Origin of the sequence: Geodermatophilus telluris (assembly GCF_900102745.1) — a bacterium.
In the GTDB taxonomy this organism is placed as follows: Bacteria; Actinomycetota; Actinomycetes; order Mycobacteriales; family Geodermatophilaceae; genus Geodermatophilus; species Geodermatophilus telluris.
The window spans coordinates 134,499-157,353 of the sequence record NZ_FMZF01000002.1; the positions used below are offsets into that span (position 1 = coordinate 134,499).

21 protein-coding genes are annotated in these 22,855 nt (G+C 72.7%); 13 read left to right on the forward strand and 8 right to left on the reverse strand.

The annotated features are described in order from the left end of the window. The first annotated feature begins 11 nt into the window (after positions 1-11). The 4 genes from fdh (at position 12) to BLQ97_RS23240 (ending at position 5,175) form a co-directional block, all read left to right on the forward strand. On the forward strand, positions 12-2,729 hold the full coding sequence (gene fdh / locus BLQ97_RS05855) for a formate dehydrogenase (RefSeq protein WP_091364226.1): 2,718 nt from the start codon (positions 12-14) through the stop codon (positions 2,727-2,729). 22 nt (positions 2,730-2,751) lie between these two features. Beyond that, a complete protein-coding gene (locus tag BLQ97_RS05860) occupies positions 2,752-3,816 on the forward strand; it encodes a 4Fe-4S dicluster domain-containing protein (RefSeq protein ID WP_091364227.1) in 1,065 nt (354 codons plus the stop codon). Beyond that, the gene (gene nrfD, locus BLQ97_RS05865; protein WP_091364229.1) at positions 3,813-4,865 is read left to right on the forward strand and encodes an NrfD/PsrC family molybdoenzyme membrane anchor subunit; all 1,053 of its coding nucleotides are present in this window, start codon (positions 3,813-3,815) and stop codon (positions 4,863-4,865) included. The genes BLQ97_RS05860 and nrfD overlap by 4 nt, the downstream gene beginning before the upstream one ends. A gap of 133 nt (positions 4,866-4,998) precedes the next feature. Beyond that, positions 4,999-5,175, forward strand: coding sequence for a hypothetical protein (locus tag BLQ97_RS23240; protein WP_175471608.1), 177 nt, complete (start codon positions 4,999-5,001; stop codon positions 5,173-5,175). Here the strand turns inward: BLQ97_RS23240 and BLQ97_RS05870 are convergent. Further along, positions 5,157-5,651 (reverse strand): diguanylate cyclase, encoded by a 495-nt coding sequence (locus BLQ97_RS05870; RefSeq protein WP_091364230.1) that lies wholly within the window; start codon positions 5,649-5,651, stop codon positions 5,157-5,159. The genes BLQ97_RS23240 and BLQ97_RS05870 overlap by 19 nt on opposite strands. 167 nt (positions 5,652-5,818) lie before the next feature. Between BLQ97_RS05870 and BLQ97_RS05875 the strand changes: the two genes are divergently transcribed. Beyond that, the gene (locus BLQ97_RS05875; protein WP_139173468.1) at positions 5,819-6,061 is read left to right on the forward strand and encodes a hypothetical protein; all 243 of its coding nucleotides are present in this window, start codon (positions 5,819-5,821) and stop codon (positions 6,059-6,061) included. On the opposite strand, the gene BLQ97_RS05880 is transcribed toward BLQ97_RS05875, so the two are convergent. Then, positions 6,027-7,220: a glycoside hydrolase family 3 N-terminal domain-containing protein gene (locus tag BLQ97_RS05880; RefSeq protein WP_091364235.1), complete on the reverse strand. Its 1,194-nt coding sequence runs from the start codon at positions 7,218-7,220 to the stop codon at positions 6,027-6,029. The two genes, BLQ97_RS05875 and BLQ97_RS05880, sit on opposite strands and share 35 nt — an antisense overlap. Before the next feature lie 89 nt (positions 7,221-7,309). On the opposite strand from BLQ97_RS05880, the gene BLQ97_RS05885 reads away from it, so the two are divergent. From BLQ97_RS05885 to BLQ97_RS05895, 3 genes are all read left to right on the forward strand, one after another. Continuing rightward, the gene (locus tag BLQ97_RS05885) at positions 7,310-7,969 is read left to right on the forward strand and encodes a TVP38/TMEM64 family protein (protein WP_245691897.1); all 660 of its coding nucleotides are present in this window, start codon (positions 7,310-7,312) and stop codon (positions 7,967-7,969) included. 98 nt (positions 7,970-8,067) lie between these two features. Then, on the forward strand, positions 8,068-8,940 hold the full coding sequence (locus tag BLQ97_RS05890; RefSeq protein ID WP_091364239.1) for a hypothetical protein: 873 nt from the start codon (positions 8,068-8,070) through the stop codon (positions 8,938-8,940). Between the two features lie 566 nt (positions 8,941-9,506). Then, a complete protein-coding gene (locus BLQ97_RS05895) occupies positions 9,507-9,782 on the forward strand; it encodes a hypothetical protein (protein ID WP_091364241.1) in 276 nt (91 codons plus the stop codon). 22 nt (positions 9,783-9,804) lie between these two features. On the opposite strand, the gene cysN is transcribed toward BLQ97_RS05895, so the two are convergent. The 4 genes from cysN to BLQ97_RS05915 form a co-directional block, all read right to left on the reverse strand. Then, a complete protein-coding gene (gene cysN / locus BLQ97_RS05900; RefSeq protein ID WP_091364243.1) occupies positions 9,805-11,703 on the reverse strand; it encodes a sulfate adenylyltransferase subunit CysN in 1,899 nt (632 codons plus the stop codon). Then, positions 11,703-12,629, reverse strand: coding sequence for a sulfate adenylyltransferase subunit CysD (cysD, locus tag BLQ97_RS05905; protein WP_175471609.1), 927 nt, complete (start codon positions 12,627-12,629; stop codon positions 11,703-11,705). Before cysD ends, cysN begins: the two co-directional genes overlap by 1 nt. Continuing rightward, positions 12,626-13,414, reverse strand: a complete 789-nt coding sequence (locus BLQ97_RS05910) for a 3'(2'),5'-bisphosphate nucleotidase CysQ (protein WP_091364245.1) — start codon at positions 13,412-13,414, stop codon at positions 12,626-12,628. Before BLQ97_RS05910 ends, cysD begins: the two co-directional genes overlap by 4 nt. A gap of 148 nt (positions 13,415-13,562) precedes the next feature. Next, positions 13,563-14,549, reverse strand: a complete 987-nt coding sequence (locus tag BLQ97_RS05915; protein ID WP_091365705.1) for a sulfite exporter TauE/SafE family protein — start codon at positions 14,547-14,549, stop codon at positions 13,563-13,565. A 214-nt stretch (positions 14,550-14,763) separates the two neighbouring features. Between BLQ97_RS05915 and BLQ97_RS05920 the strand changes: the two genes are divergently transcribed. The 3 genes from BLQ97_RS05920 (at position 14,764) to BLQ97_RS05930 (ending at position 17,974) form a co-directional block, all read left to right on the forward strand. Continuing rightward, a complete protein-coding gene (locus BLQ97_RS05920; RefSeq protein WP_175471610.1) occupies positions 14,764-15,423 on the forward strand; it encodes a response regulator transcription factor in 660 nt (219 codons plus the stop codon). Positions 15,424-15,589: 166 nt separating this feature from the next. After that, positions 15,590-16,156 carry a LuxR C-terminal-related transcriptional regulator gene (locus BLQ97_RS05925; protein WP_091364247.1) on the forward strand — a complete coding sequence of 189 codons (567 nt, stop codon included), beginning with the start codon at positions 15,590-15,592 and terminating at the stop codon, positions 16,154-16,156. 366 nt (positions 16,157-16,522) lie between these two features. Beyond that, positions 16,523-17,974, forward strand: a complete 1,452-nt coding sequence (locus BLQ97_RS05930) for a sugar transferase (RefSeq protein ID WP_175471611.1) — start codon at positions 16,523-16,525, stop codon at positions 17,972-17,974. Between the two features lie 63 nt (positions 17,975-18,037). Here BLQ97_RS05930 and BLQ97_RS05935 read toward each other — a convergent pair whose 3' ends face one another. After that, positions 18,038-19,675: a fibronectin type III domain-containing protein gene (locus BLQ97_RS05935; RefSeq protein ID WP_139173472.1), complete on the reverse strand. Its 1,638-nt coding sequence runs from the start codon at positions 19,673-19,675 to the stop codon at positions 18,038-18,040. Then, on the reverse strand, positions 19,672-21,024 hold the full coding sequence (locus BLQ97_RS05940) for a YveK family protein (protein WP_139173474.1): 1,353 nt from the start codon (positions 21,022-21,024) through the stop codon (positions 19,672-19,674). Before BLQ97_RS05940 ends, BLQ97_RS05935 begins: the two co-directional genes overlap by 4 nt. Between BLQ97_RS05940 and BLQ97_RS05945 the strand changes: the two genes are divergently transcribed. Further along, positions 21,008-22,081 (forward strand): glycosyltransferase family 4 protein, encoded by a 1,074-nt coding sequence (locus BLQ97_RS05945; RefSeq protein WP_139173476.1) that lies wholly within the window; start codon positions 21,008-21,010, stop codon positions 22,079-22,081. The two genes, BLQ97_RS05940 and BLQ97_RS05945, sit on opposite strands and share 17 nt — an antisense overlap. Beyond that, entirely contained in the window at positions 22,078-22,851 is a 774-nt protein-coding gene (locus BLQ97_RS05950; RefSeq protein ID WP_091364255.1) for a polysaccharide deacetylase family protein, read from the forward strand. Before BLQ97_RS05945 ends, BLQ97_RS05950 begins: the two co-directional genes overlap by 4 nt. Positions 22,852-22,855: the final 4 nt, after the last annotated feature.

Here is a 22,855-nt window from a genome sequence, read left to right on the forward strand (position 1 = left end):
ACTCCGCCACGGTGCCCGGTCTGGGTGCCTCGTTCGGTCGTGGCGGCGCCACGAACTCCCAGGAAGACCTCGCGAACTCCGACTGCATCGTCATCGAGGGTTCCAACATGGCCGAGTGCCACCCGGTGGGTTTCCAGTGGGTGGCGGAGGCCAAGGCGCGCGGCGCGAAGGTCGTCCACGTCGACCCGCGGTTCACCCGGACCAGCGCGATCGCCGACCTGCACCTGCCGCTGCGCATCGGCACCGACATCGCCTTCCTCGGCGGGCTGATCAACTTCGTCCTCGAGAACGACCTGTACTTCAAGGAGTACGTGGTCGCCTACACCAACGCCGCGGCGCTGGTGAGCGAGGACTTCGTCGACGCCGAGGACCTCGGCGGCCTGTTCTCCGGCTTCGACCCCGAGCACAACACCTACGACGAGTCCAGCTGGCAGTACGAGTTCGAGGAGCCGCCACACTCGGGCTCCGACGACCCGGCCGGCGCCGCCGCGCAGGACGAGCTCGAGGACCACCCGGAGATCCGCAAGACCGACAAGGCGCAGGCGGCCGGCAGCGGCGGCCCGCCGATCGCGGCCAAGCCGAAGCGCGACGAGACGCTGCAGCACCCGCGGACGGTCTTCCAGATCCTGAAGCGGCACTTCGCCCGCTACACCCCGGAGACGGTCGCCGAGGTCTGCGGCGTCGAGCCGGCGGCGTTCCTGCAGGTGGCCCGCTGGGTCACCGAGAACAGCGGCCGGGACCGGACGACGGCGTGGGTGTACTCGGTGGGCTGGACGCAGCACAGCGTCGGCGCGCAGTACATCCGCACCTGCTCGATCCTGCAGACGCTGCTGGGCAACATCGGCCGTCCCGGCGGCGGGATCCTGGCGCTGCGCGGGCACGCCAGCATCCAGGGCTCGACCGACGTCCCCACGCTGTACAACCTGCTGCCCGGCTACCTGCCGATGCCGCACGCGATGCAGCACGGGTCGCTCGACGAGTACTGCGCCGACGCGGCCGGCAAGGCCGGCTTCTGGGGCAACAAGCGGGCCTACGCGGTCAGCCTGCTCAAGGCCTGGTGGGGCGACGCCGCGACGCCGGAGAACGACTTCTGCTTCGACCACCTGCCCAGGATCGACGGGGACCACAGCTCCTACCGCACGATCAAGGACATGATCGAGGGGAAGGTCTCCGGCTACTTCCTGGTCGGTGAGAACCCGACGGTCGGGCACCCCAACGGCCGGATGAACCGCTTCGGGCTGGCCAACCTCGACTGGCTCGTCGTCCGCGACCTGCAGCTGATCGAGTCGGCGACCTTCTGGCAGGAGTCCCCGGAGATCGAGACCGGGGAGCTCGCGCCCGAGACGATCGCCACCGAGGTCTTCTTCCTGCCGGCGGCGTCGCACGCGGAGAAGGAGGGCACCTTCACCCAGACCCAGCGGCTGCTGCAGTGGCGGCACAAGGCCGTCGAGCCGCCGGGCGACGCGAAGAGCGACCTGTGGTTCTACTTCCACCTCGGCCGCATCCTGCGCGAGCGGCTGAAGGACTCGACCGACCCGCGCGACCGGCCGCTGCTCGACCTCACCTGGGACTACCCGACGCACGGCCCCGACGCCGAGCCCAGCGCCGAGGACGTGCTGCGGGAGATCAACGGCGTCGGCCCCGACGGGCGCGCCGTGTCCGGGTACCTGGAGCTCAAGGACGACGGGTCGACGTCGTGCGGCTGCTGGATCTACTCCGGCGTCTACGCCGACGAGGTCAACCAGTCCGCGCGCCGCAAGCCCGGCCGTGAGCAGGGCCAGGTCGCCTCCGAGTGGGGCTGGGCCTGGCCGTACAACCGGCGCGTCCTCTACAACCGCGCCTCGGCCGACCCCGAGGGCAGGCCGTGGAGCGAGCGCAAGAAGTACGTGTGGTGGGACGAGGAGGCCGGCCGCTGGACCGGCGTCGACAACCCGGACTTCGAGGCGACCAAGCGGCCGGACTACGTGCCGCCGGAGGGGGCCCGGGCGCAGGACGCGATCGGCGGCGCCGACCCCTTCATCATGCAGGGGGACGGGAAGGCCTGGCTGTACGCGCCCGCGGGCGTCGTCGACGGGCCGCTGCCGACGCACTACGAGCCGGCGGAGTCCGTCGTCGAGAACGCGCTGTACAAGCAGCAGGCGAACCCGACGATCGAGCACATCGAGGGCCCGTGGAACCGGGAGAACCCCTCGCTGAGCCCGGTCTTCCCGTTCCAGGTGACCACCTACCGGCTCACCGAGCACCACACGGCCGGCGGGATGAGCCGCACGCTGCCCTACCTCTCGGAGCTCCAGCCGGAGTTCTTCGTGGAGGTCAGCCCGGAGCTCGCCGCGCTGCGGGGACTGGTCAACGGGGAGTACGCCACCCTGGTCAGCACGCGGACGGCGATCGAGGCCAAGGTGCTGGTCACCGAGCGGGTGCGGCCGATCCGGCTGCGCACCGGCCAGGTCGTGCACCAGATCGGGATGCCCTACCACTGGTCCTACAGCGGCATCTCCACCGGAGACTCGGCCAACGACCTGCTCGGGATCGTGCTCGACCCGAACACGCACATCCAGGAGGACAAGGTCAGCACCGCCGACATCGTCCCGGGACGGCGCCCGCGCGGTCCCGCGCTGATCGACTTCGTGGAGGGCTACCGGCGCCGCGCCGGGGTGGAGTCCGGCCGGGTGGGCGTCAACGGGCGCGACCCGGTGGCCGCCGAGGCCGGCGAGGGGTCGCAGCTGTGAGCGCAGCAGGGAGGAGGCCGGCATGACCACGATCAGCTCGGCGAGCGCGGCCTTCACCGGCAACGACCCCGAGAACCGGCTGTTCGGGCCGGTGCCGGACGTGACCGGCCAGTCCGGCTACGACGGCGACCACCCGGCGCGGGTGGGCTTCTTCACCGACACCTCGGTGTGCATCGGCTGCAAGGCCTGCGAGGTGGCGTGCAAGGAGTGGAACACCCTGCCGATGGACGACGCGAACGGCGTGCGCGACGTCATCGGGCTGTCCGGGATGTCCTACGACAACACCGGCCAGCTCGGGGCCAACTCGTGGCGGCACGTGGCGTTCATCGAGCAGGCGCGCACCGTCGACCTGCCGATGCCGACGTTCGGGCGCCCGGGGGACGACCGGCACGACGGCGGCCCGTCGGTCCCCGAGGGTGAGAACGACGAGAGCCTGGCGCGGGCGCAGCAGTCGAGCGTGCTCAACGCCGAGGCGCTGAGCGAGTTCGACCCGCAGACCGGCCAGACCGGCACCGACAAGCAGATCCGGTGGCTGATGAGCTCCGACGTCTGCAAGCACTGCACGCACGCCGGCTGCCTGGACGTCTGCCCCACCGGCGCGCTGTTCCGCACCGAGTTCGGCACCGTCGTCGTGCAGGGCGACATCTGCAACGGCTGTGGCTACTGCGTGCCCTCGTGTCCCTACGGCGTCATCGACCAGCGCAAGGACGACGGCCGGGTCTTCAAGTGCACGATGTGCTACGACCGGCTCACCGACGGGCTGCAGCCGGCCTGCGCCACCGCGTGCCCGACCCAGTCGATCCAGTTCGGCAACCTCGACGAGCTGCAGGCCCGCGCCGACGCGCGGCTGGCCACGCTGAAGTCGCAGGGCGTGGAGACGGCGCGGCTCTACGGCCGGGACGAGGACGACGGCGTCGGCGGCGCGGGGGCGTTCTTCCTGCTGCTCGACGAGCCGGAGGTCTACGGCCTGCCGCCGGACCCGGTGGTCACCACCCGCGACCTGCCCTCGATGTGGCGGGCGGCGGCGGCCGGCGCCGCGATGATCGCCGGTGTCGTGATCTCGTCGTTCGTGGGGCGGCGGCCGTGACGGAGGGGCTGACCGCGCCGGGCGCGGGGTGGCGGCGGGCCGACGGCCCGGCGGCGGAGGCCCGCGGCAAGCGGCGGCGCAAGGGCGGGCGGCGCGGCGGTGGCGGCGAGGTCGCCATGGTCGACGACGCCACCTTCACCTCCTACTACGGCCGCCCGATCATCAAGCCGCCGGTGTGGAAGTCGCCCGACGTCCCGCTGTACCTGTTCCTCGGCGGGATGGCGGGGTCGTCGTCGATCCTGGCGGCGGTCGCCGACGTCACCGGCCGGCCCACGCTGACCCGGGTGGGTCGCTACACCGCCGGCGGCGGGGCGCTGGCCTCGGTCGTGTTCCTCATCCACGACCTCGGCCGGCCCGAGCGGTTCCTGCACATGCTGCGGGTGTTCAAGCCGACGTCGCCGCTGTCGGTGGGCTCCTACATCCTCGCGCCGTTCAGCGGGGCGGCCGCGGCGACCGCGGCCGTGGAGCTGCTCGGCTGGTTCCCGCGGCTCAAGCGCCTCGGCGGCGTGGGGTCGGCGCTGTTCGGCGGCCCGCTGGCCACCTACACCGGCGTGCTGCTGGCCAACACCGCGGTGCCCTCGTGGCACGCCGCGCACGACCAACTGCCGTACGTCTTCGGCGGCTCGGCGATGGCGGCCGGCGGCGGCGTCACCATGCTCTTCACCCCGGTGGCCGAGGCGGCGCCGTCGCGGCGGACGGCGGTGGCCGGCGCGGCGATCGAGCTCGCGGTGATGCACCGGGTGGAGCACGACCACGGGATCGTGAGCGAGCCCTACCTCGAGGGCCGTCCCGGGACGCTGCTGCGCGCGGCGAAGGCGTGCACGGCCGCCGGCGCGGCCCTGACCGTCGTCGCCGGCCGGCGTCGTGCCGGTGCCGTGGTGGCCGGGCTGCTCCTGGCGGCCGGGTCGCTGCTGACCCGCTTCGGCGTCTTCGAGGCCGGCCTGGTGTCGGCCCGGGACCCGAAGTACACCGTCGTCCCGCAGCGCGAGCGGCTCGCCGCCCGGGAGGCCGCCGCGCTCGACGGGCACGCCCCCACCATCACCCGCTAGCCCGACCGGCCCGCCTCCCGGGCCGGATCCACGTCCGCATCGTCCCGGTGTGTCTGGTGCACGTTCCGATCACGTTCCGTAGCCTGGTGGTGGCAAGGTGCCGCCACGGGGGCCGGGAACGGCTGGGGGAAGCGTGCCGTGGTGGGGATGGGTGCTGGTCGCCTGGCCGGTGGTCGCACTCGTGGTGGCGGTGGTCCTCGGTCGGCTGATCCGGATGGCCGACCGCCGCGACCTGAAGGGTGACCGGCCCGACGAGGACCCGCCGTCCGAGGAGGGCACCGGCGGGGGAGGTCAGCGGACGCCGCGGTAGCGGACGACGCTCCCGGCGCCGGACGAGCGGGCGGTGGTCAGGCACAGCGTGGCGCGGCGCAGCACCTCGCGCGCGGGCAGTCCCTCCTCGAGGACCGCGATGCCCACGCCGGCGCCGAGTCCCGGGTGGCCGAGCGCACCCACTCCGGCGGCGAGCCGGAGGGCCACCGCATCGGCGTCGGCCGGGTCGCCCCCGACGAGGACGGCGAACTCCGCCGGGCCGGAGCGGCCGATCCAGTCGTCCCCCCGCAGCGAGGCGGCCACCAGGCGGGTGGTCGCGTCGAGCGCCGGGGCCGGCGTCGGCCAGGTGTCGTCGCGGCGCAGGAGGCCGAGCACGAGCAGGGCGGCCGGACGCCGCCGGGCGGCGGGGAGGCGGGCGGCGAGCTCGGCAAGGACGTCGCCAGGGCCGGGCAGCAGTGCGGTGCAGCCGTCGGTGGCAGTCAGGTCGAGGGCGACAGTGTCGTGCGCAATGGTCATGCCGGGCTGATCGGCTCCGCCGCACGGGCCCGCGAGCCGGGACTGGGCCGCCCCACCCCGAGGGGGGAGCCCGGTCCGTCGTCCTCGGACGGTCAGGGGGAGGGCGGCGGGGCCGGGAGACGTCCCCTCCGTGGGCACCGGGCACCCACCCGGCTACTGTGCTGCCGGTGCTCCGCTGGGTGTGCGTCGCCGTGGCGGGCGTGGTGCTGTCCGGGTCCGCGCTCCTCCTGGTGGCCGGGCACCACACCTACGACGGCCCCGTCCTCCTGCAGGTGTCGGCGACGCACGGCCTGCACGTGGGGGACCTGTTCGTCGTCGCCGGGTGGGCCGTGGCGATGACCGTGTTGGGGCTCCTGGCCCGGCCGCGCCGGCCGGTCAGCCGAGCAGGCCGGCGCGGGCCTTGGCGGTGAGCGCGGTGCGCACCGCGTCGTCGACGGTGGCGGAGAACGCCGGGTCGGCCTCGGCGCGGGCGAGGACGGCGTCGAGCATCTCGGCGTAGACGTCGGCGTCCACGGTGAGCACCAGCGTGCCGCCGGCCTCGAGGAAGCGGGTAGCCCGCTCGCCGGGCGGGATGCCCTGGACGGCGACCGCGGCGCCCACGTCGTCGGTCATCACCGGGCCGTCGAAGCCGAGCTGCCCGCGGAGCACGTCGGTGACGACCACCCGGCTGAACGTCGCCGGCGCCGACGGGTCGATCGCCGGGTAGGTGGCCGACGAGAGCATCACGAACGGCTCGGCGGGGGAGTCGGCCAGCTCGCCGAAGGCGGCCACCTGCTCGCTGTCGGCGGTGGTGACCGGGTCGGCGACCCCGGCGGCCTCGTCGGTGTTCTGGTCGACCAGGCCCAGGCCGGGGAAGTGCTTGAGCGTGGAGGTGACGCCGTGGTCGGCCAGCCCGTCGACCACGGTGCGGACGTCGGCCACGACGTCGGCGGCGGTGCTGCCGTACTGGCGGCCGAACGCACCGATCGGGTCGTTGTCGGCCTCGGTGCCCGCCGGGACGACGTCGGCCACCGGCGCGAGGTCGAGGGTGACGCCGGCCGCGGCCAGCGAGGCACCGAGGCCGTCGGCCAGCGCGGCGAGCTGGTCGGGCGGCAGCTGGCCCTGCTCGGCGGCCGACGGCAGGCGCTCGAACCCGGGGCCGCGCAGCGCCTGCACCTGACCGCCCTCCTGGTCGGCGGCCACCCACGGGCCCGGGCCGGTCGCCGTCTCCGCCCAGCGGCCGGTCACCTCGGCGAGGTCCGCGGCGGGGGCCTGCGACCGGCCGGCGAGGAAGACGCCGCCGACGCCGTCCTCGACCAGCGCGTCGCCGGCGTCGAGGCCGGTCAGCGGGACGCCGACGACGAACAGCTGCGCCACCTGCGCGCGGCGGTCGAGGTCGGCGAGCGCCGCGTCGACCTGTGCGTCGAGCGCGTCCTCCGGCGCCGGGCTCGGTGTGGGCGAGGTCGTCGCAGTGCTGGTGGCGGAGGTGCTCGACGCGGTCGACGGCGAGTCGCTGCCCGAGCAGGCGGTGAGGAGGCAGATCAGCGCGCAGAGGGCCGGCAGGGACCGGGCGGGCGCGGGCGGGCGCATGGAGCTCCTCGGACGGCGGACGGGGGACCGGTCCCAGTCTGACCGGTCGCCCCGTCGCGGTCGGGGACCCCTGGGGCACCATCGGGCGGGTGGCGAGGGCGGGGGTGCGGGCAGCGGTCCTCGTCGCCCTCCTCGCCGCGGCGGTCGGAGTGGTCCTCGTCGTCGACCTGCCCGACGCGGACACGGTGCGCGCCTGGCTGGCCGGGACCGGGCCCGTCGGTCTGCTGGTCGTCACCCTCGGTGTCGCGGCAGCGCTGGTCGCCCCCGTGCCGAGGACGGCGGTGTCGCTGCTGCTCGGCGCCGTCCTCGGCTTCTGGACCGGGCTGGTCGTCGCCGTCGTCGGCGGCACGCTGGGCGGGCTGGCCGCCTTCGGCCTGAGCCGGGCGCTGGGCCGGGACGCGGTCACCCGGCTGGCGGGCCGGCGGCTGGCGGCGGTGGACCGGGCGCTCGCCGGCCGGAGCCTCGGCGCGGTCGTCCTGGCGCGGCTGTCACCGCTGTCGTACACGCTGGTCAGCTACGCCGCCGGGGTGACCGGGGTGCGGCTGCGTCCCTACGCGGTGGGCACGGCGCTGGGCATCGTGCCCGGCTCGGCGCTGCACGTCGCGGCGGGCGCGTCGGCGGGCCGGCTGCTGGGGTGGGTGACCTCGCCCGGCGGGCTGCTCGTGGAGGGGGCGGTGCTGCTGCTCGCCGTCGCCGGGGGCGTGGCGTGGTGGCGCCGGGGCCGGTCGCGGTCCGCGCCGGGCCCCTGAGGTCACCCCGATCACGGCGGCGGGCGGTTACCCTCCTCCGGCCGAGACGCACCGCGCGAGCGGGAGCGGTCCCGGCCACCGTGGACGGGGAGGTCAGGGTGTCGCAGGAGGACCTCGCGCGCCGGTTCGCCGGGGACGTGGACGAGACCAGGCGGGTGTGGTCGCCGTCCGGTGAGCCGGTGCTGCCGCCGCCGCCCGGTGGCTGGCCGGTGCCGCCGCCGCGCGCGGCCGCCACCACCATCCGGCCGGTGCCGCCGCAGCAGTCGCCGTCCCCGCTCTGGGACGCGCCGCCGGCCGCCCCGGGACCGGTGTCCGGTCCGGCGCCGCTGTCCCCGGCACCCGCCCGCCGCGGGTCGGGGCGCACCGTGCTGGTCACCGCCCTGGTCGCCGCGCTGGCGGTCGGCGGCGGCGTGGCGACGTGGTTCGCCCTCGGCGACGGCTCGGACGGGACGACGCCGGCGGGCCCGACGACCGCCGCCGCCGACGCCACCACCGGCAAGGACCTGGACGACGCGACGTCCCCGGCGCCGGCGCCGGCCGCGCCCACGGCGTCCCCCGAGGAGCAGGCGCTGGCCGACCTGCAGGCCCTGCGCGACGAGTCGCTGGCCCGGGTCGTCCTCGACGGCCGTTGGGTGGCGCAGGTGGCCAGCAAGGACGTCGGGATCACCGACCCCCTGCAGACGGCCGCCAACGGCACCCACCAGTTCTTCGCCGCCGACATCCTGCAGGAGAGCCGGGCCGCGCTGTCGGTCGTGGAGGACCCCTCGGACCTCTACGTGCTGTGGAGCACCGACTTCGGCCGGGCCTCGACCGCCCCCGACGGCGACCCGTACTGGGTGACCCTCGTCGACGGCGACTTCGCGAGCGAGGGCGCCGTCGACGCGTGGTGCGCCGGCGCCTACCCGCAGCTGTCCGCCGAGCAGCTCGCCAACACCTGCGTCGGTCGGACCCTCACCCCGCCGCACGAGTGAGTGGAGCGCCGACCGAGTCACCGGACTGGTCGGTGCAGCTCGGGCGCATCGGTGAGGTCGTCCGGATGTTGCCGTGCCACGGGGCCCGACCCGGTCGACCATCGGGGCGCAGCCACCCGACAGCCACGACCTCGAACAGGCTGGCCCCCGCCCGTCTTCATCAGTCCGAGGGGGAAGGTGAGCACCTGACGGCAGCACGCCCCGTCCTACGGCGAGCGGCTGCCGTTCCGGACGAGCAGCAGTCGACACATCGTCGTCGACGGTCCTGCGATCGCCGGCGAAGCGAGGACCGCACGGGTTGGTCGACAGGCGAGGTGCCTCCTCGGGGCGAGGTCCTGCGGGAGCCGTGCCAGGCCCCATGATGGCTAGGCTGCCGTCGTGTCCTGGCTGATCACCGGCGGGGCCGGTCACACGGGACCCTCCGTCGCCGTGGCGTGCAGCGTCGGCGGGCGCGGGGTGCTGGGCTCGGGCGCCCTCACCCCGAGGCCGACCGAGGGGGTCTGCGGCGCGCCGCTCGTGGCCGGCGTCCACGCTGGACCAGCGGGATCCCCCGTCTGCGACCGCTAGTGGCCCTGCACCGGTACCGGGAGATCCGGTCGGCTCGCTTTCCGCTGGGGCCGCCGGACCGCTGCGACACGACGATCATCGAGGCATTCGACGACGCGTGGCTGCTCATCGAGCACGCACCCGGCGGCGCAGAACTCGTGGGGATCGCCGAGGACTACGACGCCGCCCGAGCCTGGTTGGTCGAGGAGCTGCAGGAACCCGAGGACCCCCAGGAACTCAAGGACCCCCAGGAACTCGAGGACCCCCAGGAACTCGAGGACCCCCAGGAGCCCTGATCCCGCGTTCCGGCTCAGCGCGTCAGGGGAGCACCCCCATCTGCCGCAACGCGTCGACTACCCGCTGCGCCGACTGCTCCGGCGTCGAGGTCGTGGTGTCGAGTCGGAGTTCCGGGTCCTCAGGTGGCTCGTACGGAGAGTCGACCCCGGTGAAGTTCACCAGTTCGCCGCGCCGGGCCTTGCCATACAGCCCCTTGACGTCCCGCTGCTCGGCGATGGCCAGCGGCGTGTCCACGAACACCTCGCAGAACTCACCCTCGTCCACCAGCGTGCGAGCCATCAGGCGTTCGGCCCGGAAGGGGGAGATGAAGGACACCAGCACGACGAGTCCCGCGTCGACCATCAGCTTGGCGACCTCGGCGACGCGGCGGATGTTCTCCACGCGGTCCGCCTCGGTGAAGCCGAGGTCCCGGTTCAACCCGTGCCGCACGTTGTCGCCGTCGAGCAGCGTGGTGTGCACCCCGAGCGCGTGCAACCTCTTGTCGACCATGTCGGCGATCGCCGACTTCCCGGCGCCGGACAGCCCGGTGAACCAGACGACGCAGGGCCGGTGACCCTTGAGTGCGGCGTGCGCCTCCTTGTCCACCGTCAGTGCCTGCCAGTGGATGTTCTGGGACCGCCGCAGCGCGAAGTGCAACATGCCTGCGCCGACCGTCGCGTTCGTCAGCCGGTCGATGAGCACGAAGCCACCCATGTCCCGGTTGTCGGCGTACGGGTCGAAGGCGACCGGCCGGTCCAGGCTGAGGTTGCACACCCCGATCTCGTTAAGTGCCAGCGTCGTGGCGGATGCGTGTTCGAGCGTGTTGACGTCCACGCGGTACTTGGGCCGGCTCACCGAGGCGGCCACGGTCCCAGTGCCGAGCTTGAGCAGGTAGGGGCGGCCCGGCAGCATCTCGTGCTCGGCCATCCAGACGACGTGTCCCTCGAACTGGTCGGCGGCGCCGGCGGGCGACGCGGCGGCGCACAGCACGTCGCCGCGGCTGACGTCGATCTCGTCGGTCAGGGTGATCGTCACCGACTGCTCGGCCACCGCCTCGTCCAGGTCGCCGTCCATCGTGACGATGCGCGAGACGGTGCTCTGCTGCCCTGACGGGACGACCCGAACGCGGTCGCCGACCCGGACACGGCCACCGACGATGAGACCCGAGAACCCCCGGAAGTCGTGGCTCGGCCGGTTCACCCACTGCACGGGCAGCCGGAAGGGGCCGTCCTGCGCCGGCGCGGCCACCTGGACCGTCTCGAGGTACCCGATCAGCGTGGGGCCGTGGTACCAGGGTGTGTGTGGACTGGGCTCGGTGATGTTGTCGCCACGCAGGGCCGACACCGGGATGCAGACGACGTCGGTGAGCCCGATCTGCTCGGCGAACGCCCGGTACTCGGTCTCGATCGTGTCGAAGACCTCGTGCGAGTAGTCGACGAGGTCCAGCTTGTTGACGGCGACGACGACCTTGCGGATGCCCAACAACGAGACCAGGTAGCTGTGCCGACGCGTCTGGGTGAGGACGCCACGGCGGGCGTCGATCAAGATGACCGCCACCTCGGCCGTCGACGCCCCGGTGACCATGTTGCGGGTGTACTGCTCGTGACCAGGGGTGTCCGCGACGATGAACTTCCGCTTCTCAGTGGCGAAGAACCGGTACGCGACGTCGATGGTGATGCCCTGCTCGCGCTCGGCGGCCAGGCCGTCGACCAGCAGCGCGAAGTCCAGCTCGCCCCCCTGCGTGCCGACCTTCCTCGAGTCCTCCTCGAGCGCGGCCAGGTGGTCCTCGAACACGAGGTGTGACTCGTACAGCAGCCGCCCGATCAGCGTCGACTTGCCGTCGTCCACGCTGCCGCAGGTGATGAACCGCAGCATGGTCTTGTGCTGGTGGGCCTCGAGATAGCCCTCGACGTCCTCGGCGATCAGGTCGGAGGCGGCCATCAGAAGTAGCCCTCCTGCTTCTTCTTCTCCATCGACCCCGTGGAGTCGTGGTCGATGACCCGGCCCTGCCGTTCCGACGTCGTGGTCAGCAGCATCTCCCGGATGACGGCCGGCAGCGTGTCCGCCGTGCTCTCCACCGCGCCGCTGAGCGGGTAACAGCCCAGGGTCCGGAACCGGACGCTCCTCAACTCCGGCTCCTCGCCGGGGAACAGCGGCATCCGCTCGTCGTCGACCATGATCAGCGTGCCATCGCGCTCGACCACAGGGCGCGGGGCCCCGAAGTACAGCGGGACGATCGGGATCTCCTCGAGGTAGACGTACTGCCAGACGTCGAGCTCGGTCCAGTTCGACAGCGGGAACACCCGGATGTTCTCGCCCTGGCTGTGCCGGACGTTGTAGGTCCGCCACAGCTCCGGACGTTGCTGCTTGGGGTCCCAGCGGTGCTGGGCCGACCGTACGGAGAAGATCCGTTCCTTGGCCCGGGACTTCTCCTCGTCCCGCCGGGCACCGCCGAACGCCAGGTCGAAGCCCCACTTGTCGAGAGCCTGTTTGAGCCCCTGCGTCTTCCACATGTCCGTGTGGACCGCCGAGCCGTGGGTGAACGGGTTGATCCCCAGCTCGAGGCACTCGGGGTTCTGGTGCACCAGGAGTTCGAGCCCGAGCTCGACTGCGGTCTTGTCCCGGAACTCGTACATCTGCCGGAACTTCCACGTCGTGTCCACGTGCAGCAGCGGGAAGGGTGGGGGCGAGGGGTGGAAGGCCTTTCGCGCCAGGTGCAGCATCACCGAGCTGTCCTTGCCGACGGAGTAGAGCATGACCGGGCGCTCGCTCTCCGCGACTGCCTCCCGCATGACGTGGATGCTCTCGGCCTCCAGACGCTGCAGGTGCGTGAGCGTCCGGTGGGGCAGTGTCGCCTGCGTGCTCAACGGTGTGCTCCTGCCTGTGCGATGACCGACATCAGGTGTGGTGCCAGCTCCGGCCGGCAGACCACGAGGTCCGGGAGGTGCGGGTCCGGCTGGTTGTAGCGAAGGGGTGAGCCGTCCAGACGGGAGGTGTGCAGTCCCGCCGCACGGGCGACGGCCACGGGGGCCGCCGAGTCCCACTCGTACTGCCCGCCGCCGTGCACGTAGAAGTCGACCTCGCCGCGGACCACCGCCGCCACCTTGAACCCGGCCGATCCCATGGCGACCAGTTCAGCGTCCATCGCCGCGGCCACGGCGGTGGCGATGGACGGCGGTCGGGTACGGCTGACCGCCATGCGCAGGGGTGCGGCCGGATCCCGGTCCGGGACCACCGGCGACGTGGCCGACGTGAGGACGACGTCGAGCCCCGGGAGCGCCACCGCGCCGGTGACGAGGTCGGCGTCTGCCCACAGGGCCACGTGCACGGCCCAGTCCGATCGGTCCTCCGAGAACTCCCTGGTGCCGTCCAGCGGATCGATGATCCACACCCGTCGTGCACCGATGCGTGCGCCGTCATCAGGCGCTTCCTCCGACAGCACGGCGTCCGACGGGCGAGCTGCCGCCAGGCCGCCCGCGAGCAGGGTCTGCGCCTCGGCGTCACCGCGCGTCCTGACCTCTTCCGGCGGGGAGCCTTGCAGCGCGCGGCGCAGGTCCCGCAGTCGCTGTCCGACCGTCCGGGCCAGGACAGCAGCGAGCTCGGCGTCGGACAACCCCTCGGTCAGTGGCGTGGTGGACGGGTCGTCTCGCATCGACGTCCTCACTGCTCCCGGTTCCGGAGGGGCCTGCGCCGGGCGGAGGGTGGTGGGACGAGCCCGGTGTGCCGCGACATGGTGCACGCCCGACCTGGTCCGGGGAACCGTTCCGTCCACGAGCGTCGGCAGGAGCATCCGTCCGGCCTCACTCGACCGGCGCGATCGGTGTCACGTGGCCGGCGCGTCCGGCGCGGCCGGGGGCGGCCCGGCGACGCTGCTGCCAGACCAGCGGGGCCAGACCGTGTCGGGAGCGCACCCAGGCCCATCCCCCGGCGCCCGCGACGAGGGCGGCGACGACGATCCCGAGCACCGTGCTCGTCGACGCGCCGAGCAGCTTGGCTCCTGACGCCAGGAGCACGATCGCGAGCGCCCGACGCACCAGCCCACCGGGGGAGTGCGACGAGACCTGCGCGCCGAGCCAGACGCCGGGAATGGCACCCACCAGGACGCTGCCGGTCAGGCCGAGGGTGAAGTCGCCGAACAGGATGTGGCCGACGGAGGCGGACGCGACCAGGGGCACCGCCTGCACGAGGTCGGTGCCGACCAGCTGTCCCGCCTTCATCGACGGGTAGAGCAGCAACAGGGTCACGATCATCAGCGAGCCGGCGCCCACGGAGGTCATCCCGACCACCAACCCACCCCCGGCCCCCACGAGGACGGTGACCAGCCGGCGCACGGGGACCCTGGTCAACGACGTCTCCGGCGCCTCGGGGTGGCCGGTGGCTCGGCGTCGTTCGCGTGCCAGCAGCTTGAGGTAGGACTTGGCCACCATCGACAGGGACGCCAGGACGAGGACGACGCCGAGCGCCACGAGCAGGACCTCCTGCAGGTCCTCGCCGGAGCCGAGCAGTCGGAGGAGCAGGACGCCGGCGAAGGCACCGGGGACCGAGCCCACGCACAGCCACGTGACCAGGCCCAGGTGGACGGTGCCGCGGCGCAGGTGCACCAGTCCGCCGATCGGTTTCATGAAGAAGCTGGCGACCACGTCGCTGGAGACGGCGGCCAGGGGGGAGATCCCGAAGAAGAACACCAGGACGGGGGTCATCAACGCGCCGCCGCCCATGCCGGTGAGGCCGACCACCACGCCGACCAGCAGGCCGGCCACGGCGATCGCCGGGTTCCACCAGTCCATGAGCCCCCCTTCGCGCCGGGCGAGCAGGGCTGCGTCCGTCCGGCGCGACTCGGCACTGACGAGGAAGGCGACCATAGGGCCTGTCGCCCCACAAGGGAGGAATTCCGTCTCTTCGGTCGGCTCTCACGCGCGGGGCGCCGGATCGGCTGTTCCTCGGGTCGTACCTGTCCTACGGTCGCCGGGCCGAGCACGACGTGAGGGGTGGGGGGGCGCCGTGCGGATCCTGCTCTGCGACGATCACAGACTCTTCCTGGAGACCCTCGCGGTCACCCTCCAGGCCCGTGGGCACGAGGTCGTCCTCACGACCTCACCGGCCGAGGCCGTGCGGCGGGTGGAGACGGACGACCCCGCCCTCCACGTCCCCGACCTCTACGTCACGGAGCTGCGCTTTCCCGGAGGAGCCGGCCTCGTCGCGCTGGAGGCCCTACGGGCCCGTCACCCGACGTGCCGTGGCGTGGTCCTCTCGGGGACGATCGGTCCGCAGGACGCGGAGGCCGCCGTCGCAGCAGGTGCGGTCGCCGTTCTGTGCAAGGACGATCCTCTCGACGCACTTCTCGACGCGTTCGACCGGATCGCCGCTGGGGTCGAACCGACGCCGCCGGTCGCACGCCCCGTGTCGCTCCCGGTCGCGGTGCACCGAAGAGGTGGTCAGGGCCGCCTGCACCGGCTGCTGGGTGACCTCACGCACCGGGAGCGGCAGGTGCTCCAGTGTCTGATCGACGCGGAGGACACGGTGTCGATAGCCCGCTCGCTCGGCGTAGCGCCCAGCACGGCCCGCACCCACCTGCAGAACGTGTTCCTCAAGCTGGGTGTCCACAACCGTCTCCAGGCGGTCGCACTCGTCGCCGGACCGGAGGGGGACGCGGAGTCATGAGTGCTGCGCGGTCCCGGCGACGGAGGTGAGCACCGCTCACGCCCGTGCCCCAGGGCCCCCACGCGTTCCTCCTCGACCCAGTGCGCCGACCCTCCGCCTGCTCCTGGCCCACGGCCATCGTTCCTTCGTCGAGGCGCTCGCCATCCGACTCGACGCCGAGAAGGGGATGCGGGTCGTCGCGGCGGTGTCGCACCCCCGGGACGTACAGCACGTCGTCCGCGCGCATCCGGTCGACATCGCCGTCCTGGCCGTGGGCGCCGGCCAGCCGGAGTTCCTCGAGGAGGCAGTCGATCTGCTGAACGCGCGAGCCGAGCTCCGGCTCGTCGCGGTGGCCGAGGTCGAGGACCCGGCGCTGCTGGCGCGGGCCGTGCGGATGGGCTTCCGCGGATGGGTGCCGAAGAACGTCGGCGTGGCCGCTCTCATCACCGCACTGCAGGAGGTCCGCCAGGGAGGGACCGTCATCCCGCCCCTGTCCCTGACGGGTCTGTTGGCACACCTGCTGGATGAGGAGCGGCAGCAATGGGAGGCGGCGCGACCCTTGGCCGCCCTCACTCCTCGAGAGCGTCAGGTGCTGACCGCCATGTGTCGGGGTGCCAGCCGACAGCGCATCGCAGCCGATCTGGCCATCTCGCCGAACACCGTGCGCACCCACGTGCAGAGCGTCCTGCGCAAGCTCGACGTCCACTCGTCCCTCGCAGCCGTCACCCTCGCCCGACGCGCCCGGTTCGGCTGAGCACCAGGGGCGTCCACGTCTCCTCCCCCCTTTCCTACGTACGTCGGGTCATCACCATGACGGATCCCCCTCCGCGGGGAGCCGTCTAGCGTCCGACGGACTGGGAGCCCATCCAGTTCAGACACGGGGGATCTCATGCTCCGGACCGGTCTCGTCGTCGTCCGCGCCGCGGATGGCAGTGCCACCGCCCACGGCGCCCGGCGCTGTTGCTGAGCGATGACCCAGCACGGGGGAGGGCTGGCCGGAGGCGAGGAGTCTGCCGTCTCGCCCGCCGGCCACCGGTCGCGGTGGCACTCGCTCGGAGTCGCGGACCGGACCCACCGACTGACCGGTCACCCACGCGCGTCGGTGCTCCCGAACCCTCCGGTGCGGGATGCGCACCAGGTCGGGACGGCGCGCGCCACCCGCGAGTTCCTGCTCCCCGAGAACTACCTGGACGCGGCGCCCTGTGCGGGGACCGCCGGAGGGGTCGAATCACGGTCCGGGCGGTCGATCGCCCGCGTCGTGTGGATCCCGTTCATCGTCGTGTGTGCAGATCTCGCCGCCTTCGCGGCAGCCACGGCGCTGACCTCGGAGCCCAGTCCCAAGCTCGTCGCTCTCCTGACCATCGTGCTGGTCCTCTTCCACGTGGGCGGTCTCTACCGGCCGAGGTTGACGCTGTCGGTCCTGGACGACGCGCCGGCCATCGTCGGACGGGCGCTTGCCGCGGGCGCCGCAGCGATGGTGCTCGGCGGACTCGACGACGGGGTTGCCGGGACCGCGCGACTGGCCACCAGCGCCGCCTTCGGCGCGCTGAGCGTCGTCACGCGGGCGGCCGCCTACTCCGTAATCCGATGCGCACGACGGCGGGGCCGGCTGTACCAGCGCACCTTGCTGCTGGGGGCCGGTACGTTGGCCGGGTACCTCGCGGCCAACCTGGTGGCGCATCCTGAGTACGGGCTGCGTCCCGTCGGCATGCTCGACGACGAGCCGCTGCTCACCGAGGAGGAACGGGCCGTCCCCGTGCTCGGGGGGTACACGGACCTGAACAACGTCCTGCTGGGCGAGCGGGTCGACGTCGTCGTCGTCACCTACGGTTCCCTCCGGGAGCCCCTGATGATCCCCCTCCTGCGTGCTTGCGACCGTCTGTCCTGCGAGATCTTCTTCGTCCCCCGGCTCTACGAGATGCACACCGTCACGAGGGACACCGAGCTGCTCTGGGGTGTGCCGCTCGTGCGGATGCGTCGCGCCGCCTTCCGATCGGGTGCGTGGATGGCGAAGCGCGTGACGGACCTGGTCATCTCCGGACTCGGGCTCTTCCTGCTGCTGCCCCTCCTGGGGTGCTGCGCGGTGGCGAGCCGAGTGGAGACCGGGTGTGTGTTGTTCCGCCAGATCCGGATCGGCATGGACGGGCGGCCGTTCACTCTCCTGAAGTTCTGTTCGCTCCGGCCCGCGGTGGAGTCGGAGGCCGGCACGCAGTGGAACATCGGCGAGGACACGCGCGTGGGACCGTTCGGCCGGTTCATGCGCCGGACCTCGTTGGACGAGCTCCCACAGCTGTTCAACGTGCTGCGCGGTGACATGAGCCTGGTGGGTCCGCGGCCGGAACGGCCTCACTTCGTGGACGAGTTCACCCGCCAGTACCCGTGGTACACGGCGCGCCACCGCGTCCCCGTGGGGTTGACCGGCTGGGCGCAGGTCCACGGCCTGCGCGGCGACACGTCGATCGCCGACCGCGCACGATTCGACAACTTCTACATCGAGAACTGGTCGATGTACGGAGACGTCAAGATCCTCCTCCGTACGGCAGCGCAGGTGCTGCGCGCAGCCGGCCGCTGAGCGGTCCGGATGTCTTTGATGCCCGACTCCTCGGCGGACCCGGGCCGGTGGGTCACTGCGTGCTCAGGACGCGCGCCGCCGAAATGCGTAGACGGCTGCCAGCGGAGCGAGGGCGAGCACTCCCAGCCCGACGTAGAGGGGAGTCCTCGTCGCCGCTCCGGGCAGATCGACGACGACGCGTGCGGCGTCGGAGCGGTTCCCTGCGTCGTCGACGGCCACCACCTCGTACTCCACGGACGCGGCCACGGTGGTTGCCGTCGCCACCCGCGGTCGGTCCTGGAGGGACGTCGCAGTCACCGTGGCGATCGGCTCCCCGTCGCACGACACCTCGTAGTGGTGCACCGGTACCCCTCGGCCGGCCGGCACCCAGCGGTCCCCGTCTGTCGCCGGACTCCAGGAGAGGACGAGGGTGTCGGGGGAGATCGCCCGCCCCTGCAACCGCCCCGGCGGCGTCGGGGGGGTGTGATCGGCCGGATCGACACTCGGCACTGCTGGGCTGATCGGCCGTTCGGCGTGCCGATACGCCTTGTCCCTGGTGTTGCTCGCCAGCACGACGAGGCCGGATCGCTCGTCCGCCGGCTCCTGGGAGACCGTCGGGGCAGCGAGCCCACCCTCGGGGGCGAGCACGAACAGGTCGCCTCGGCCGGGCGCGAACTTCACATCGTCGAGCGGGGCCTGCTTGTCGACGATGCTGCCGTTCACGGCGGCGAACAGGTGCAGCGTCCGCGTCGCTCCGTCGACAGCGAGAACCGGCTCGGCGAGCCCGTCTGCGATCGTGCCTGCCGGTACGACCGACCACTGTCCGTCCGGTGTCCGGAGGAGCACGTCGACCACCGGGGTGTCGGGGGCGGCGTCAGCGTCCGCCCAGGTCGTCACGGCGGCAGCGAGGGAGTCGGCCGGTTGCCCGGGTAACCGCACGAGGCTGAGGTGGCTGTCGGCCGCCGGGGTCGCGGGCACCGGCTCGCGCAGCCAGACACCGGGCGGATCGCCGTCGGAGCGGGACGCGAAGACGAACCGACCCGAGCCGTGATCGGACCACAGGAGGCCCAGGCGGTCGTCATAGGCAACGAGGGCCGCGACCTCCGGGGTCCTGCCGTCACCGGCCTGGGCGAACGCGGGCAGTCGCACCCAACCGGCACCACCGTCGTCGCTGTACGACACCACCACTCCGGTGACGGTGGCGAAGGCGACCCAGAGCCGCCCGGTGGAGTCCTTGGCGATGGTGGGCTGCGGACCGCTGCGGGGCGTGACGGCCCGAGGCGGGTCGCTCCGGTAACCACGGGCGCTCGGGTCGAACGTCAGTCGGACGTAGTCGAGGGCCCCGTCGCTCCGGCGGTAGAGCACGTGGACGCTGTCCCCGTCGGGCAGGACGTCGCCCCCGTCGGCGGCAGCAGTGGTCACGGCGGTCGGAGTCGGGCGCCACGAGTGGTCGGGCATGAGTTCGAACACGCGCAGCGTGCGACCGGTCGGCTCGAGGAGCAGCGCCCACCACGCGTCGGCGGCGAACCACATCTTGTCCTGGTTCCCCGCGCGTGTAGGGGGCGTTGCGAATTCGACGCTGTACGACGTGCCGGTGTAGGTCTGTGGTCGGTCTCCGGCAGCAGTCGCCATCGGCGCCAGCCCGACGGCGAGCGCGGCGGAGGCGAGCAGGGCGGGGAAGGCGGATCTGAGTCGCACCACCCGTCTGGCCGGGGAGGTCATGCTCGCTCTGGCTCCGGCACGTTGCCGACCGAGCGGACGTCGTCCACCTCACGGGAGGGAGGCGCCGTTCCGTGGACCCGGTGGGTGCCGCCCTGGAGGTATCTCGGCCGGACGTCCACGAGCACGACTCCCACGAGCCCGCCGTCGACGTAGTCGGAGGTGAGGCGTCCGAGGCGACCTCGAGAGATCCCACGTCGCGCCACGGCGACGACCGACACGCCCGTCGTCGTGGGGTCGACGGTGTCGAACGGTGACCCCCCGTCGACGAGGACCAGTCCTCCGGGCTCAGCAGTGGCCGGTCCCGCACCGTGCCGTCCGACCGCGTGCCGGTGGACGGCGTCGATCAGGTGCCCGTGCGCCTCCAGGCGCACGGGCCGCAACGACGCGAGGGCTGCTGCGGCCATCACGTAGATCCGACGCCGCACCTCTGCGCCGGAGGTCGGGCTGACGAGCAGGAGCCGGCCGCTCGGCAGAGTGGCGAGCCAGCGCGTCACCGCGGGCATCCCCCGCACCCCGAGCGGTCCCGGGAAGCCGTTGCGCGCCCCGCTCGGGAGGTGCACCGTCCCGAGGAGCGGGACTCCTGCTGTCTCCTCGACGTCCTTGGCGTCGAGGATCGGGCGGCGCACCGCGGCGATCAACGCAACCAGACCGGTGCCCAAGAGCAGGCCGGCTCCGGCCCCGCCGGCCGTCAGGGTCATCGCGGAGACCGTGCTGAGCGGCTCGGTGGGCACGACTGCCGGCGACGGGATGGTGAACTCCGCAACGCCGGGACCTGTCCGGTTGAGCTCGTCGACGTAGGCGGCCGCCGCCAGGTCGGCCAGGCGCGCCGCTGCTGCCGGGTCGGTGTCCCGAGCCTGCACGGCGATGGCGATCGAGTTGGGACCGGTCACCACCGAGACCTTGTCGGGGATGAGCGCCCCGGTCCCACCCGCGACACTGGGGTCCTCGGCGACCGCGGCTGCGACGGAGCCATCGCTGAACACGGCCTCGGCCAGGCTGGGCAGCACCTCGGGGTTCACGGTGAGCTGCCGGGCGACCACCAAGGTCTGGGCCTGGTAGACCGGCGGCGTCTCGCCGAGGACGAGGGGCGCCGCAGCCATGGCTAGCACGCAACCCACGACCACCCAGGCGTAGTGCCGCAGGCCCCACGCCAGGCGGCTGCCCTGTCGTGCTGCACCAGTGCTCAACGCGACGTCCTCGCTCTCCACCGCTGGCCGCAGTGGGCCCGCACCATAGCTGCTACGGCTGGGGAAGGGATGACGGTAAGGTGCGCCCTCCTCCGGCGGCCGCTCGGCCGCATCCGACCACTGCGCGGGAGCTGGCGTGAGCAGGGTGTTGCTGGTCGGCAAGGGGGCACCGGACCGCGGCGGGATCCCGACCTTCCTGGAGACCTTGCTGGGGAGTCGGCTCGCCGAGGAGCACGACGTGCGCTTCCTCAACGTGGCGCACGCGGGTACGCCGGAGGGGGGGCGCATCACGACGGGAAACATGGTGCGCACGGTGCGCGACGCGTTCGCGGTCTGGAGGAGCTCCGGGGGCCAGGACGTCGTTCACGTCCACTCCGCGCTCGCACCGGCAGTGACCGTCATCCGGGCGGCCCTGCTGGCGTTGGCGGCGCGTGTCCGCGGTTGCGCCGTGGTGATCCACGCCCATGGTGGGAACATCCAGACCTGGTTGACGACGCCCTGGCGGCGGGCGCTGCTCCGGGTGGCCGTCCTCCCGGCGCACCGCGTCGTCGCGGTCTGGACCGCGGGGTTCGAAGCCCTGCGCACGGTACTTCCCGAACACCGCGTGGCTCTGATCGACAACGGGGTGCCGCTCGGCGACTTCAGTGGCCCACCGTCGGCTCACCAGCCGCCGCGCGTGCTCTACGTCGGGTTGCTCACCCCGCGGAAGGGCGTGGTGGACCTGCTCACGGCCGCGCGACTGCTGCGCGAACGCGGTGTGGCTCACGAACTGTGGCTCCTCGGCGGGACGCCGGACGAGGGCCCGGCGGCGGAGGCCGAGGTGCGTGCGGTCCTGGACGCTGACGTGCGCGTGCTCGGTACCCGGCCGCCCGAGCAGATGCCTGCCGCCTTCGCCGATGCCGACGTCTTCTGCCTCCCGTCCTGGTGGGAGGCGATGCCCCTGTCGGTTCTCGAGGCGATGGCGGCCGGACTCCCCGTGGTCGCCTCGGACGTCGGCGACATCGGGCGGGCTGTCGCCGACGGGGTGACCGGTTACGTCGTCCCTGCGAAGGACCCGGATCAGCTCGCCGCAGCCCTCGAGAGACTGCTCGTCGATCCGGAACTGAGGCGGCGGATGGGTGCCGCAGGCCGTGAGCGGGTGAAGGCCATGTTCTCGAGCGACGTGACGGCCCGAGAGGTGTCCGCCTTGTACCGACGACTCGTCCGGAGTGCCTCGTGACCATCCTGTGCTACCACTCGGTGCACGCCCGGTGGAAGTCGCCGCTGGCGGTCGAGCCCCATGCGTTCGTGCGACAGGCGGCTTGGTTGCGGAGCAGTCGGCGCGTGTTGGGCCTCGAACAGGCCCTCCACCGACTCGACGCCTCGGGGCGGTTGCCTCGTGGCGCCGCGGCCTTGACGTTCGACGACGGGTTCGCCGCGTTGCACGAGCATGTGCTCCCGGTGCTGACCCGAGAACGACTGCCGGCCACCGTGTTCCTGGTGGCTCAGACCCTGACCCCGGCCGGCCAGGCAGTCGACTGGGTCGACACCCCGGGCTCCGAGCCGATCACGACACTCAACCTGGAGCAGGTCCTGGAGATGCAGGACGCCGGCGTGGACTTTCAGTCACACAGCTGGGCCCACCACGACCTGACCCGGCTCTCGCAGGCCGAGTGTGAGAACGACCTGCGGCGGAGCCGGGAACTGCTGTGCGACCTGCTCGGCCGCCGAGTCACGCTGTTGGCCTATCCACGGGGCCGGCACGACCGGCACGTCCGCACGGCTGCAGCGCGCGCCGGGTACACGCACGCCTTCGCCCTGCCCGAGGGGCCAGAACTCCCTGACCCGTACGCCATCCCCCGAGTCGGGATCTACCGGGGGAACGGGCAGTTGACCGTCCGCGTCAAGACGTCCCGGCCCTACCTGCGGGTGCGGACGTCCAGGCACGTCTCGACTGGGGTCAAGGCGGTCAAGCGGGTCACACGGACGCCCGGGCGTCCCGGGCGCTGAGGAC

What these genes read in the sequence shown, in the direction of transcription:
- cysN (WP_091364243.1), bottom strand. Translation starts at nt 11,703, where the DNA reads ATGGCCGCCTCCGACCTGATCGCCGAGGACGTCGAGGGCTATCTCGAG.
- BLQ97_RS05860 (WP_091364227.1), top strand. Translation starts at nt 2,752, where the DNA reads ATGACCACGATCAGCTCGGCGAGCGCGGCCTTCACCGGCAACGACCCC.
- BLQ97_RS05935 (WP_139173472.1), bottom strand. Translation starts at nt 19,675, where the DNA reads ATGACCTCCCCGGCCAGACGGGTGGTGCGACTCAGATCCGCCTTCCCC.
- BLQ97_RS05880 (WP_091364235.1), bottom strand. Translation starts at nt 7,220, where the DNA reads ATGCGCCCGCCCGCGCCCGCCCGGTCCCTGCCGGCCCTCTGCGCGCTG.
- BLQ97_RS05910 (WP_091364245.1), bottom strand. Translation starts at nt 13,414, where the DNA reads ATGCGAGACGACCCGTCCACCACGCCACTGACCGAGGGGTTGTCCGAC.
- BLQ97_RS05870 (WP_091364230.1), bottom strand. Translation starts at nt 5,651, where the DNA reads ATGACCATTGCGCACGACACTGTCGCCCTCGACCTGACTGCCACCGAC.
- BLQ97_RS05925 (WP_091364247.1), top strand. Translation starts at nt 15,590, where the DNA reads ATGCGGGTCGTCGCGGCGGTGTCGCACCCCCGGGACGTACAGCACGTC.
- BLQ97_RS05915 (WP_091365705.1), bottom strand. Translation starts at nt 14,549, where the DNA reads ATGGACTGGTGGAACCCGGCGATCGCCGTGGCCGGCCTGCTGGTCGGC.